Origin of the sequence: Paenibacillus sp. KS1, assembly GCF_001680695.1 — a bacterium.
Taxonomy (GTDB): Bacteria; Bacillota; Bacilli; order Paenibacillales; family Paenibacillaceae; genus Paenibacillus_B; species Paenibacillus_B suaedae.
In genome coordinates, this window is record NZ_MAIS01000080.1 from 16,903 (window position 1) to 29,405 (window position 12,503).

At 44.2% G+C, this 12,503-nt stretch carries 12 protein-coding genes; 1 reads left to right on the forward strand and 11 read right to left on the reverse strand.

The features are described from left to right. Positions 1-46: 46 nt before the first annotated feature. The 6 genes from BBG47_RS21750 to BBG47_RS21775 form a co-directional block, all read right to left on the reverse strand. Positions 47-652 (reverse strand): hypothetical protein, encoded by a 606-nt coding sequence (locus BBG47_RS21750; RefSeq protein WP_175400608.1) that lies wholly within the window; start codon positions 650-652, stop codon positions 47-49. A gap of 246 nt (positions 653-898) precedes the next feature. Then, entirely contained in the window at positions 899-2,296 is a 1,398-nt protein-coding gene (locus BBG47_RS21755; protein WP_065293468.1) for a M56 family metallopeptidase, read from the reverse strand. 44 nt (positions 2,297-2,340) lie between these two features. After that, positions 2,341-2,739 (reverse strand): BlaI/MecI/CopY family transcriptional regulator, encoded by a 399-nt coding sequence (locus tag BBG47_RS21760; RefSeq protein WP_065293469.1) that lies wholly within the window; start codon positions 2,737-2,739, stop codon positions 2,341-2,343. Positions 2,740-3,315: 576 nt separating this feature from the next. After that, the gene (locus BBG47_RS21765) at positions 3,316-5,058 is read right to left on the reverse strand and encodes a Rieske (2Fe-2S) protein (protein ID WP_065293470.1); all 1,743 of its coding nucleotides are present in this window, start codon (positions 5,056-5,058) and stop codon (positions 3,316-3,318) included. A gap of 223 nt (positions 5,059-5,281) precedes the next feature. Further along, entirely contained in the window at positions 5,282-5,464 is a 183-nt protein-coding gene (locus tag BBG47_RS21770) for a DUF4177 domain-containing protein (RefSeq protein WP_065293471.1), read from the reverse strand. Positions 5,465-5,638: 174 nt separating this feature from the next. Next, positions 5,639-6,190, reverse strand: a complete 552-nt coding sequence (locus tag BBG47_RS21775) for a TetR/AcrR family transcriptional regulator (RefSeq protein WP_483310751.1) — start codon at positions 6,188-6,190, stop codon at positions 5,639-5,641. Between the two features lie 144 nt (positions 6,191-6,334). On the opposite strand from BBG47_RS21775, the gene BBG47_RS21780 reads away from it, so the two are divergent. After that, a complete protein-coding gene (locus BBG47_RS21780; protein ID WP_065293472.1) occupies positions 6,335-7,453 on the forward strand; it encodes an alpha/beta fold hydrolase in 1,119 nt (372 codons plus the stop codon). 344 nt (positions 7,454-7,797) lie between these two features. On the opposite strand, the gene nadE is transcribed toward BBG47_RS21780, so the two are convergent. The 5 genes from nadE to BBG47_RS21805 form a co-directional block, all read right to left on the reverse strand. Continuing rightward, positions 7,798-8,625, reverse strand: a complete 828-nt coding sequence (gene nadE, locus BBG47_RS21785) for an ammonia-dependent NAD(+) synthetase (protein ID WP_065293473.1) — start codon at positions 8,623-8,625, stop codon at positions 7,798-7,800. A gap of 18 nt (positions 8,626-8,643) precedes the next feature. After that, positions 8,644-9,258 (reverse strand): nicotinate (nicotinamide) nucleotide adenylyltransferase, encoded by a 615-nt coding sequence (nadD, locus tag BBG47_RS21790; protein ID WP_065293474.1) that lies wholly within the window; start codon positions 9,256-9,258, stop codon positions 8,644-8,646. Positions 9,259-9,274: 16 nt separating this feature from the next. Beyond that, positions 9,275-10,759 (reverse strand): nicotinate phosphoribosyltransferase, encoded by a 1,485-nt coding sequence (locus tag BBG47_RS21795; RefSeq protein ID WP_065293475.1) that lies wholly within the window; start codon positions 10,757-10,759, stop codon positions 9,275-9,277. Further along, the gene (locus BBG47_RS21800; RefSeq protein ID WP_065293476.1) at positions 10,752-11,327 is read right to left on the reverse strand and encodes a cysteine hydrolase family protein; all 576 of its coding nucleotides are present in this window, start codon (positions 11,325-11,327) and stop codon (positions 10,752-10,754) included. Before BBG47_RS21800 ends, BBG47_RS21795 begins: the two co-directional genes overlap by 8 nt. Positions 11,328-11,479: 152 nt before the next feature. Next, positions 11,480-12,256 (reverse strand): NUDIX hydrolase, encoded by a 777-nt coding sequence (locus BBG47_RS21805; RefSeq protein WP_065293480.1) that lies wholly within the window; start codon positions 12,254-12,256, stop codon positions 11,480-11,482. Positions 12,257-12,503 lie beyond the last annotated feature (247 nt).

Consider the following 12,503-nt stretch of genomic DNA (forward strand, 5'->3'; position numbering starts at 1 on the left):
ACCACTGTGATTGTGGCGGCCTACTTTGGCATGATTTTATTGACTTCTATTTCCGGTCCGGCTTCATTAAATATTCCACTATTTTTTGCTCCTCCGGTCCTTGGCCGCTGAAAACGGCCTGATAACAAACCTTACCGTCAAACCAGAAGTAGCTGACTAGTCTAAGATCATTAGGTCCTTTAGGTTCGCCATCCAGATTGTAAGGTTCTGTACGGAGTACTTCTTTCCCCTGTAGAGTTATGGCCGTGAGCTTAACATTATTCCGTTCACCGTCAATTTTCGAATAAGAAACCTGGCCGTTCTTTTTCATCTCCTGATACATATTCCCGTTTAACATCTGCTTAAATGAAACGTCTCGGATGCCAGAATCAGCTTTATTTTTCTGTTTGTGATCGCCTCGGCTATAAAGGACATTCAACAGTTTGCGCATGGAATCCTCATCATTCTCTACATGATTGAAATTCGCTTTACGGGAAACATAGGAACTGCTGGCGGCAAATTCCCCGGGCAGCTTGCGTGGAAAAGCGGCTTTAAAACCCACCAGCTTCTGAGCACGTCGGATATCCTCGGCATCATACAAACCGGTCAAGATTATGCCATGATACTCATTGTCTTCATGAAGTTTGTTAACCTTGGCCTCGGGAAATTTCATGGAACCTATCATTTGCTCCATTTCGCTGCTAGACAAGATGTAGGAGCTTAATTCATAGCTTATGCCTTGATCCTTCCAGATATAATAATATCTTTCCGGCTGTCCCTTCCAGGTGGTCATGCGAATCGTAATTTTGTAGCCTTCTTCTATGCCGGCTAAGGATAGGGATTCTCTCTCTATAACTTTCCCGCTATCCTTCTGATCGATTCTGTCTTGCTCTCCCTTGAAAATTTGATCATACTGTTTCTAAAGATCAGTGCCTGGCTTAATTCTCAAGCTGAAGTTGCCACTACTTTTGTTTATTTTAGCCTTAACATAATCTAGTCTGACACTCGGTGACGAAGCATCGAATTGAATGCTCAACTTGCTAAAACCATAGCCCTCTGGCAACAGGGAAGGAACTTTAAATGTAAACGGTGCCACCTTCGCCCCTTTTTCAAGGTTATCATATACCCGGAATTCTTCATTCGGAAATAGCATTTCATTCCCGCCGTCTTCGGCATGAATCCAAGCGGAAGCTCCCCCTTCGGATGCGCTCGCATTTGTCAGCGTTGCCGTACCGATCAAGAGTACGAGAATGACTGCCATCATTGATAATTTATAAGAACCCTTTTTAAAAGATTGAATCATACTAATTCTCCTTATCATTTCTTTTTGACCGTTAGAGCCTTTGAAATAAAGAAGATGAGCCTTACTTCTTCCCGTAGCATACCGTCTTAGAAATCCGATAATCGTCATGCCGTAAGGCACTGCCTCCTCTTCCCCAAGCACCTCCAGGACACAGGCATCACAGGCCAGCTCCCGGTCGGCTTTCATCTGCCGCAGCATGAACCATACGAATGGATTCATCCAGTGAACAGCAAACACCAGACTGCCGATCATATTCCAGATCGTATCCTTTCGTTTGTAGTGAGCCAGCTCATGCGCGATCACGTGCTTGAGAAGTTGTTCATTGACTGCTTCTGAAATAAGCGATTTCGGCAAATAGACCGCTGGACGGAAAACTCCAGTAATATACGGACTTTGAGCGGATGGATCCGCGTATATCCCCACAGGGCGTTTAATGGAAAATAAGATGCGACATTGTTCCGCAATTTTCAATATCGCAGGACTGTCGACAGGACTGAAATGTTTTTGTTTTCTTAGGAAGCGCAGCCAGTAGGTCAGGTTACATCCGAGCAAGACGACCGCACCCGTCAGCCAAACTACAGCCAGCACACGAACAGCCGGGTGGCTTTCTCTCTGTATGCCCGCTTCGGCCTGTTCTTCCGTATCCTTCATGGTCATAAGAGGCTGAAAAACAGTGTTCTTCTCAGCTTCATTCGTTGTATAATGAGATTGATTGGTGTTTTCTATTTGGCTGTGTTCGGATATCGTGTCAGGCTTACCCAGCTGATACGAAAGCCCGAAGACAGCATTTTTTATGTCTGTCAGTGTAGGAACTGCATTAAACAAGCTTACCGGACTTTGCGGCAGAACCGGCAGCATGAGCCTCAACAATACAATTAGCCATAGTGCGTGCCTCAAACGCGCATGGATGCGTCTGCGGAACAGATGCTGAACTGCTAGCACCACGACTGCAACCGCGCTTGCCATCAGCGTCGAAGCAACAAACCAATTGAAAAGATGTTCAGCGATATCCATGGCATAACCTCATTTGGTTAAATTTCACGCTTGTAAGGCTGTGATCAGTCTTTTGAATCTTTAGATTCTTTTCCTTGCTTCTCCAGCAAAATTTGCTGCAATCGCTCAATCTCCTGATTTGATAGCTGGGTCTCCTCCAAAAAATTGGTCATCATCAATCCAGCTGCGCCATTGAAGACTCGGTTTAAAAAAGAACGGCTTTCCGCGCGCACGCACTCTTTTTCCGAAATTAGCGGATAATACAGATAACTTCTTCCAGATTTCTGGTAACCCAGCGCTTTTTTCTTCATTAGCCGGTTGATGAAGGTTCTGACCGTCTGATCGCTCCAGTCCGTGCCCTCCGGCAAATGCTGCACAATTTGCTCAGCTGTCATCGGGTTTTCCCGCCAAATGACTTTCATGATCTCCCACTCAGATTCCGAAATCTTGGGCATTTTCTCCATTGTTTGTCCTCCCTTCTTATCTTAGATTAACTATTACATATGTAAATATAACCGATACAAGCAACTATTACAACTGTAAATTTAATTTCATTCTTCTTAAACTGGTAAATATCAATAAGCGCTGAAAAAGCAACTGGCTTCTGTGTCGGCCTACTTTGGCAAGCAACTAATTATCGAATTAAAAAAGCCAAGACGGAAATTATCTGTCTTTGGCCCTTAAATAGTATCTATTCCTATTTATTAATTTCGTATCCTGCTTTTTCAAATGCAATCCTCATCGGGATATTTTCCACATCCGTATCGGCAAAAATTCTCCAAACTCCAATATCCTCTAATTCCGGATTACTTTTGTAAATTCGCAGCGATCTGGCACCACTACCTTTTCTTTTGGTTCAGTCCAGACAAAAGCAATTTTCTCATAGCTTGAAGACACGTATCAATTCCTCCTTAGGTTCAATAAAACTGCTTCCTTGCTACAGTTATAGTTATCTTAGTTCAATAAACCATCGGCAGTATAGAACTTTATTGATACGGTCTAAGGCTGCCGATGGCTTTATACTCGGGTCAGTCTAACACTCATTCTTCTTCGAACAATTTCTCTCCTCGATGGAGCCTCCATGCGATTGTCGCCGTATGAGGAGTCTCACGTGAGGTAGGAGCATGCGCCGCTAAATAACGAGTTACCGCAAGAATCAGTGTTTCACGGGCTTTCTCTGCGAACGTTCCCGACTCGGAAGCCCAGCGGTCATATTCTGCTACGGCCGCCTCGTACATCTGGAAGGAGTGGAATTCCGCATCCTCTCGAAGCAGCGCATGCCCCAATACATTAAATAAAGGCTCCGACTTCCCGCCGCTGCGCAGATATCGGATTACCCATTCCGCTGCCGGCGCCACCTGTTGCTGCTTGTCGAGAATCTCAAGCAGCTCGGCGGGCTGCGGCACTTCCTTGGTCGCACCAGTTGCAGACGGTCTCGGAGCCGCAGGGATGTTCAAAAACCGATCAAGGTAAATCGTAGCTGCTGTATGAAAAATCCCACGAACCAACCATGGGTCGGCGGAACGGATCAAACCTTCATGAACAGCGTGAGCGTGCGTAAACGTGTGCAGCACCGAAATCCAGTCTCCGAAATCGTTTTGCATATGAAACCGGACAACCCGTTCAGCCGCTGCCAATGTGGCAACTTGCGAGATTCGAACCGGAGAGGCGCCATTGAGTAAAGCTTCCTTCAGCATGCTAACCGTCCTGAGCGGATCGTCTCCGAGTAGAGCTAGGAGCAGCTCCTCTTCATCGATGCCAGATTCCTCCCTGCTATCAAATGCAATCCCCTTAGTAGACAGCTCCTCGAACGCTTCTTTTAATGGCTGAACCAAATTGATCGGAGACTGCCAGCTATGAAGCTCTTCGCTTCGAGATGCGCTTCCAAACATCGGAACGAGTGAAGCAAGGACATAATTACGCTGCTCTTGCCCGACATACTTCAAGCTCTCAAATGCTTTATTATGAAAATCCAGTGTATGGCCTCCGTTAATATAGAAGTGATCCGTTGCCGCCATGCTCATCATTGAGAATAATCGCTTCTCATCCGCCCCTGCCTTCACGAGGGTCAGCAGCACCCTTTCCGCGCCTTGCGTATCCCTAACTTCGATGCAATCACGATACCATTCTGTTAACCGTTCTTCGGAAACGCCTGTATTAGGGAGCGAATCGAGCAAGAAGCGGGTTCCACTTCTGGCAAAGTCGCGCGCCGTATGTAGCAAGCCTTGAAATAACGCAAGAATTCGACCTTGTTTATCAAGCTTAGGTAGGATGTTGACCATCGCGGTCAGGATCGTTAATCCAGATCCCCACCCTTGTCTGCGTTGTTTAACTCCTATTTCGATCCCGATTGCAGCGATTTCCGTCTCAGGAACGCCAGCTTCTATTAATCCGACTACGGCCTTGGCGATGACAAGGCCGATATTTTGCTCAATACCACTCAGAAGTCGGTCTTTATACAGTTGAACTTGATTGCCGTTCCGGGAATTCGGGTTGACCCAAATGAATCCTTCATTAACGGTTATATCGTGCACAGGTACATCATCAGCCCAAGGGTCAAGCGTTCCTCCACTGCATACGTCAAACCGCGCATGATGCCAATGACATGTCAAAATTCCATTGCACACACTTCCCATGTGAAGCGGAAAACCAAGGTGAGGGCACCGATTGTCAAGCGCATGCACTCTATCCTCGTGATAAAAAACAACGATGCCACCCTTGATTAGCTTCGATCCCCGCTCTCTCAGCTCATCTACCGTACCAGCCTGAATCCAACCATTCATGAAAACGCCTCCATTTTCAATATCAGATGACTCCCATATTTAGGATATCTTATTTCCAACACTTTTGAAACATATTTGTTTAGAAAGTCGATATTATTTTTTCTATGCCTTAGGTCATAACCTTTTTCCCTAATGGAATTCTTACCATCTGTTGGCTGGAATTCTTCAATATATAAAAAAAATAGACTATCGAACAGCGATAATCTATTTCCCTCTTAGCTATTTATGCTTTTTTCTCAAAGATGATTTCGAAACTCAGAGTAGACGCTCCATGATATGGTGGGATAACTTGAACTAAGCGCCAGCCGTCCTTAGCATGTTCGTGGATGATCTCTTGCACCTTAGTTTCTACGTTTTTTTGCGACGACAACCCAATCTTTACTTTCTCAAAATGATACGTATACATGTATGTATCCTCCTCGTGAGCCCCCTGCTTGATATACTCAGTCTAACACTTTATTTTTCAGTCTAGTACTTTCATTTTTTTACATCACTGCTCACACACAAGGGTAACTTTGTGTCGTTTAACAGCATAAAATATGTTTCATTATATGGTTAATGTAGTCTAAATTTCATATTTTCACTTATGAAATTCGGTCAAAAATAAACCTCTGCATTTGATAAGCAAGGTCAATCGCATGTTCATCCTTGCAGTCCAGTGTAACAATACCATGGCGTTTGCCGCATACAAGCGGGCCAGATATTCCATTGATATAGCCGGCGCCGTAACTTCCTTTTCCAGAAAGGATAAACAAGTTTGATATAAAATCTTCTCGAATTCCACATGCAAATCCGCCGAAGGTACATGTACGTTTAACAGTGTGGAAATTTCGGCATTTTGCTTAACCGTTTGTTCGACGATCATTTCGATGACTTCGGCCACATTGCCTTGTTTCATAGAGTCAAAACGCCGCGATATTTCTTGCTCGAATGAAGCCGCATGCAGTTGAACAAGTTTCTCCAGAAGATCGTATTTATCGATAAAATGGCTGTAAAAAGTTGATTTGCTCGATAAAGAGAGTGTGCAGATATCTTTTACCGTAATGTGGGCAAAGTCCTTTTCCTCCAGTAAATGAATAAGTGCATCAGCAATGTTTTTCTTTGTTTTATATACGCGAACATCTTCCACCATACAATCGAATCCTTTCTAAAAGTTGTTTTCCGAACTCTTGGAGTACATATCGTTCGATTTCGTACGCAAAGAACTTTTTTGCTTGTTGCTGGGTAAAGCCCCTTCCTTTAAGATGGCCTTGTAACAACGCAAAGGAGGGATTGTATGTTTAAACACTATGTTGCCAATGAACAATTCAATTTGCAAATCAACCGTTTTTTAAATGATTACTATCAGGATGACGAGCGGGCAAACAGCGATTTGCAAGGAATAATTCCAAGATTGAAGGATATGAACAGCTGGTATGAATCTTGGCTGGAATATGCGGTTATGCGGGAAAAACGCCAGGATTATGATCTGGCTTCCGTCTATTATCAGGCTGCCGAGTTTTATCTGAATCCGTCGAATCCGGCTAAAGAGAATATGTATCAAAAATACCGCGAGACTTTCTATAAAGGTTTCCATGATTTTGACTATGAGTCCTATCAAATTCCGTATGAACATTCCTATCTGCCAGCGATTAAATTGGTAACGCCCGGCGCCAAGCAAACGCTGCTCGTATTTGGCGGATATGATTCATACATGGAAGAAATGGTTAAGATGATGAACTTCATAAAAGGAATTAACTATCATATTATTGTCTTTGACGGTCCGGGACAAGGTACGGCACTTAAAAACGGCTTGAAATTCATTCATAACTGGGAAAAGCCGCTTGCAGCGGTTATCGATTACTTTAAGATCGATCGCGTAAGCATCTTGGGAGCTTCATGGGGCGGTTATTTGGCGATGAGGGCCGCCGCTTTTGAGAAGCGGATCGATAAAGTGATTGCGTTCAATATTTTCTATAGCGGTCTGGATGCATTGAAGATTCGAATGCCAGTGGATGTCTGGAACGAACTGAGTACGCTTTTGGATACCAATGAAGCTGATCAAGTTAATGCCCTGATCGAAAACATGATGAAGAAAAGCATCGATTTGAGCTGGAAAGTCATGAAAGGAATGGAAAACACGGGCGAGGCAACGCCGTTCGCTCTGCTCAAAAATTTCGAGAAGCATACGATGGCCGGGATCGGCTCGTTTATCAATCAAGATGTATTGCTGCTGGCCGGAGAGGATGACCAGTATGTTCCGATCAGCCGACTGCCGCAAATTCAAAATGAACTATGCAACGCAGCGTCCATCACGACGAAGGTGTTCACCAAGGAAACAGGCGGCGAGCAGCACTGCCAGGCAGGACACCGCGATTTGGCTTTCAACGAAATGATCAAATTTTTGCAAGCGTAATACTGAATTGTATCGACCCAGAGAAGCGATCGCCAACACATCAGTCAGCGATCTAACCTTCTCAACATAATCTAGAAGTAAATTAGTTCCTTGCTGTCGAAATAAACGTAAACTGTTCTTCTAGATGACGAAATCCCGCCCCGGTTGTCGGGGCGGGATTTTTTATCAGGTGATCTGCTATTATCGCATGCAGCAGGCTTCATTCGATTTAGCAGCAAGTCATAGAAACCTATAATTTATACATTGGCCCCCTTTTCTGATATCTTCTCCGAGCTCCCATTTATCTATATCAAAGCCCCTTTCGATAAAAAGGCTCGTAGCTTATGGGAATCTTGTGTATTTCCTTACTTCTCTTTCTTCCACCATTGGTCGAATGGTGTCACTGGCAGCTCCCGTTTGTGTTGTGTCACCGCGTAGCGGGTTTCAATATTCACCTTCGCGTTTGGAGCAACTTCGCTGCCGATTAGATATTCATCCAGTACGGTATATTCCAACCCAAGCTCAGCTTCATCAGCTTGTTGCGGCTTGTTGTCGAGAAGATCTGCAGTTGGCGTCTTCAGATATAGACGTTCTTGTGCATGCATCGCGATCAAGAGTTCACGCCCTTGACCTTTTGTAAGTCCAGCTAGCGGGAGAACATCAGCTCCGCCATCACCAAACTTGGTGTAGAAGCCAGTGATTGCTTCTGCGGCATGATCGGTTCCCACAACAAGACATTGATGCTCGCCTGCAACAGCATATTGTGCAATCATACGCATTCTTGCCTTCACGTTCCCTTTGTGGTAATCAGAAAGGGCCCTTCCGTCAGCACCCTCATAAGCTTCTGCAAATCCATCTACAGGAGCCTCTATATTAAACGTAAGCGCATCGTCAGGATTAATGAATTGTAAAGCAAGCTGAGCATCGTCCTCATCTTGTTGTGTCCCATAAGGCAGACGGATCGCAATAAACTTGGCTTCATAGCCTTCTGCACGAAGTTCTTCAACCGCCAATTGGGATAATCGTCCTGCAAGTGTCGAGTCCTGCCCCCCGCTGATTCCTAACACAAATCCTTTCGCTCCCGTTGTACGGCAATACTCCTTAAGGAAATCCACCCGCATCCGAATTTCTTCCGCTGGCACAATCGTGCGTTTTACATGCAATACGTTGATGATTTCGATTTGCTTATTCATATCCCGCTTCCCCTTTCACTATTTGTATAGGTGATTGATTTGAATGTAATCGTAAACCTGATCAGGAACCAAGTAGCGCGGCTCTCCGCCCATTTTGAATTCGTCTCTGATGTAACTAGAGCTAATCTCCATTGCCAGCCCTTTGTCGATCAAATGAAACGTGTGGCCATCATCTGCATTTCGAAGAATTGGAGATTTGCTAATGGCCGACAGCATATTGATGCCGTCTCTTGCCATGACAATGAACTTATTTTCACGAATTAGTTCCTCTGCCCGCTTCCATTTCCCTTCACCGATATCGATGAGCAGATCAGCACCCATGATGAAATACACTTCGTCATTCGGATATTTCGCTCGAAAATGCTTCATTGTTTTGTACGTGGCAATTTCCCAAACAGGTTGATTCATCTCAAAATCGTCAACTTCAAATTTGTCGTTGCCCTCAATCGCAATCCGAACCATGTTCATTCGATGTTCATCCGACACATTCATTTGTTTATCTTGCCGCTTACTGGAACAAGGCAGGAAAATCACCTTGTCCAGCTTGCAACGATGCGCTACGGTGCTTGCTGTCCAAAGATGAACATTCGTGATCGGGTCAAAGGATGATCCATAAATCCCGATTTTCGCCATCTCATCCAGCCTCCTTCTAAGCTTCGAGAGCCGCTTGAACTCTATTTCGAACTTCTTCAATCAACCGCATCTTATTATTCCAGCATTCTTGACTGAGGTTAACAGGGTATTCTGCTGGATTGAGCGTCCGTTTATATTCATCCCATAATACATCAAGATTTTCTTTTACAAACTCCCTAATTTCTTTAAGCGTAGGAACATCGTATACCAAGTTCCCGCTCTCAAAGATGGTATGATGAAGTTCTCTCGCTTCAAATCCCGTTACGAATTTTGCAATATACGTGTGAACGGGGTGAAACATATGCAAGCGCTGTTCCGACTGCGGTTCTTCATGTTCCAGTGCAATGTAGTCTCCCTCTGATTTCCCATTCGCCTTGTTGACAATACGGAATACACGCTTGCGTCCAGGGGTCGTAATCTTTTCAGGATTCGAGCTGATTTTGATCGTATCAACCATAGTTCCGTTTTCGTCTTCAATCGAGATCAGCTTGTATACAGCACCCAACGCGGGTTGATCATATGCTGTAATCAGCTTGGTTCCAATGCCCCACACATCTATTCTAGCCCCCTGCGTTTTCAAGTTCATGATGGTTTGTTCATCAAGATCGTTTGAGGCATAGATTTTCGCATTCGGGAAGCCTGCTTCATCAAGCATTTTACGGGCTTCTTTCGATAAATACGCTAAGTCTCCACTATCAAGTCGGATACCCTTAAAGTGGATACGATCACCGAATTCCTTTGCCACTTTGATTGCTGTAGGTACACCAGATCTCAGTGTGTCATAGGTATCGACAAGGAATACGCAGTCTTTATGCGTTTCTGCATACGCTTTAAATGCCTTATATTCATCACGATAGGCTTGAACCATTGCATGAGCGTGTGTGCCCGAGACTGGGATGCCAAATATCTTCCCTGCCCTTACATTCGACGTTGCTTCGAATCCCGCAAGATACGCAGCTCTCGTACCCCAAATCGCGGCATCCAGTTCTTGTGCTCGCCGAGTTCCGAACTCCATGCAATGATCCTCACCTGCTACTTGCTTAATTCGAGATGCTTTTGTTGCAATAAGGGTTTGATAATTAACGATATTAAGTATCGCAGTTTCAATTAGCTGTGCTTCCGCCAGTGGTGCTTCAATTCGCATAATCGGTTCATTCGCAAAAACCAGTTCCCCTTCTTTCATCGAACGAACGGTTCCTGTGAAACGAATGGCCCGAAGGTAATCTAGATATTCTTCGCTATACCCTTCTTCCTGAAGATAACTCAAATCGCTATCGGTAAAGCGGAAATCATACAAATAACGAACGACCCGCTCCAAGCCTGCAAAGATCGCATATCCGTTCTGGAAAGGAAGCTTGCGGAAATATACTTCGAACACCGCTTTACGGTTATGCATGCCATTTTGCCAATAGACCTGCGCCATATTAATTTGATATTTATCGGTATGCAGCGCGAGACTGTCATCACCATGATTGAATATCGGAAGCTCAACCTTATTCATTATCGTTTTCCTCCTTTTTGACTACTGCAGCTCCGAGCGAACCCTTGAAATGTCTGAGTGCCCATACATGACCTTCGGCATCAAAGCTTGCAACGGCATCCTCATGAACAACAATATCGAGACCTTTATTGTAAGCATCTACTGCGGTGTGGAGTACGCAAATGTCCGTACAAACGCCTACTAGATGAAGTTCATTTATCCCTCTTGCTCGAAGTAAAAGCTCTAAGTCTGTACCAGCAAATGCACTGTATCTTGTTTTGTCCATCCAATAGACATTATTAGCGTCTTTATTTACTTGATACAGATCCTCCAATTGACCGAAAAGCTTCCGACCATCGGTTCCCTCAATGTTGTGCGGCGGGAACAGCTTCGTTTCCGGATGGAATGCGTCATTCTCCTTATGAATGTCGATAGCGAAAACAACGAAATCACCACTTTGAATAAACGCTTTCGTAATTTCAGTCATTCGCCCTTCAATCGCTTGCCCTGGTGCTCCGCAACTCAATGCCCCATCCGTAGCAACAAAGTCCTTTGTATAGTCGATATTAATGAGTGCTTTCTTTTTCATTGTGTACTCCTCCTCTAATTTAACTATTTCATAATTGTTAATTGTTATTGCAAAAAAGAGTAGTGACAATAAAGTTAGAATAGCACTTCACACCTCGACTTCGAAATGCTATTTCCTTTAGTCACCATCTTATTGTAATCAGCTAACATCCATCACATTCTGGCATGGTAAATGGATTTGTTTAGATCCATTTCGACAAATCGGTACAACTGTGTCGGTCGTTTCGATGTTCGGGTAGTCTTCTTCCCTACAACCTCTTGGATAAAGGGCAACGATTTGATCTTTCTTGCAAATGCCGGTTCCGACGCAATTGCGGAATCATCTGTGACCGTAAGGAGAACGGCTTGCAGCTCCGAGTACGTGAATTCTGCGGGTAGAAACTCCTTGGCGACAGTCGTTTCGAGAAGCTTCTGGCGAATCACATGAATCGCATCTGCGATGATTTGTGCGTGATCGAAAGCAAGATCGAGATTCATAACCTCTTTTACCGAGAACAATTGAACATCTGAAGCGTCATCGTTTGCCTGTCTTTGCGACAACTTGTGTTCGGGAACAATTGCAAAGTGTGCATTTGTAATCATCCAGCCCCGCGGATCACGTCCTGGTTTATCATAAACACCATAATGTTCAAGATGAATATCCTCTACACCTGTTTCTTCTTGCAGCTCGCGTTGTGCACTTTCATAGGCAGTCTCATTTGGATTGACGAAGCCACCCGGCAATGCCCACTTCCCTGCTTCGATATTCGGCTTTCCTTCGCTGTTTAGCATACTCCGCTGAATGAGCATAATTTTGAGCTCCATCTCGGGCGGTTTGAATTCTTTGATTGTAACAGGCACTATCGTAAATACAGCAATATCTGATGTATATCCATCTGGCGTTCGATATTGTTTGACATCATATTGATCTAAGGCCTCTTTGTTTGACACGATAAGCACAACCTTTTCTCTCTTTTAACAATTACCAATGTGTTAATTGTATAATACGAGTAATTCAACCTTTTGTCAACCTATATATTCCATGTTTTTAAAGACTCTTATACTAACTAATTTTGCGCAAATAAAGAGCCTCCTTTTTGGGGAGGCATCTTTCAAAGTTTCATGTCTCAACACGGTTATATGTATGGTTAAACCATTGTTACAAACTAAAAAAGACACCATTTAATAAACCATAAAC